Consider the following 1,149-nt stretch of genomic DNA (forward strand, 5'->3'; position numbering starts at 1 on the left):
ACCTAAAGCTGAAAGAAGTGCCCCCCTCAAGCCAGCCGCATTTCTCGGCGAGCGTGCTGTCGTTTCCGCAAAAAGGAAAATGATCCAGGCTCGCTAATAGTCTCTGTCGCCGGGGACGGAAGCCGAAGCGCGCCACTCCGTCGAACCTTGCAGCGCTAACTCTGGCAACGCGGCTCGGGAAAAGCCTAAAAGTGCGAACCAGAAGCTAGGAATTTGCACCTTATCTGCCACGGTCTCTGGCAGCGCCGAGTAACAAGCTGAAAAAAATTTATATCCAAATTTTGCTCAGTAACGTATCGTGATGAGTGGTTGGCCCGCCGATCAGTTCGGAGCGCAGAGGGTATATTTTTCACCAATCGGCCTGTTCACGATTGCATCGCTGCTCTGAGGGGGCGACATCAATCAACATTCCGGTCGCTGCGCGCGGTTTGCAAGGTTTCGGAGGCGCGCTGCTGGTCCCGACAGGAAGGCTCCATGGCTCTTGTGGATATCGGAGYTTTGCGGGAATCTGCGATTCGCAGCGTGCCATCTATCGTATAAATTGTTCGTGCTTATTTAGATGATTCCTCGACTGCAACCCTCGGTCATTTATGAATTTCGATCAGCTTCTCGATTTGCGTGATTGGTGGGTCGCGGTAGTTACGCAGCTTCTTCCCCTCAAGATATCATCGGATCCTCGCCCGGCCGTCGAACTGTCCAGATCGAACGTATTTTTCCGTTCATCGGAAGATCGACTGGTTTCGGTCGACACACCCGAAGCCCTGGCTGAAGCGGTCGGCACGACGCGCACCTGTACCCTGTTGCTTCACGATGACCTTTTTATCCGCCGTCGACTGACGTCGACACCGCTGCCCTATAGTCGGGCGAGGGATATGGCGGCCGCCGACCTTATCGGTCAGACGCCGTTCCGACCAGACACCATCTACACGCTGCCGGTCGCTGACAGCGATGGCTCCTGGACCTACCTTGTTGTCAAGAAAAGCTTTCTCGATCCGCACATCGACACACTGCTTTCAACAAGGGTGACAGTTAGTTCCGTGGCTATCAAACCCGCAGGATGCGACAGGCTTTGCCTGCCGCATCGAAGCCTGAGGGAGGTTTTTCGAGGCAGGGAGAGGTCGCCCGGACGATCGCTTCTATATCCCATTC

At 55.1% G+C, this 1,149-nt stretch carries 1 protein-coding gene; it reads left to right on the forward strand.

The window, feature by feature from the left end; genetic code table 11:
• Window positions 1-590: 590 nt before the first annotated feature.
• On the forward strand, window positions 591-1,149 hold a 559-nt coding region (locus tag AC1D35_RS36285; protein ID WP_477942860.1), incomplete at its 3' end, for a hypothetical protein.

Source organism: Rhizobium sp. P1_E6, assembly GCF_056405875.1.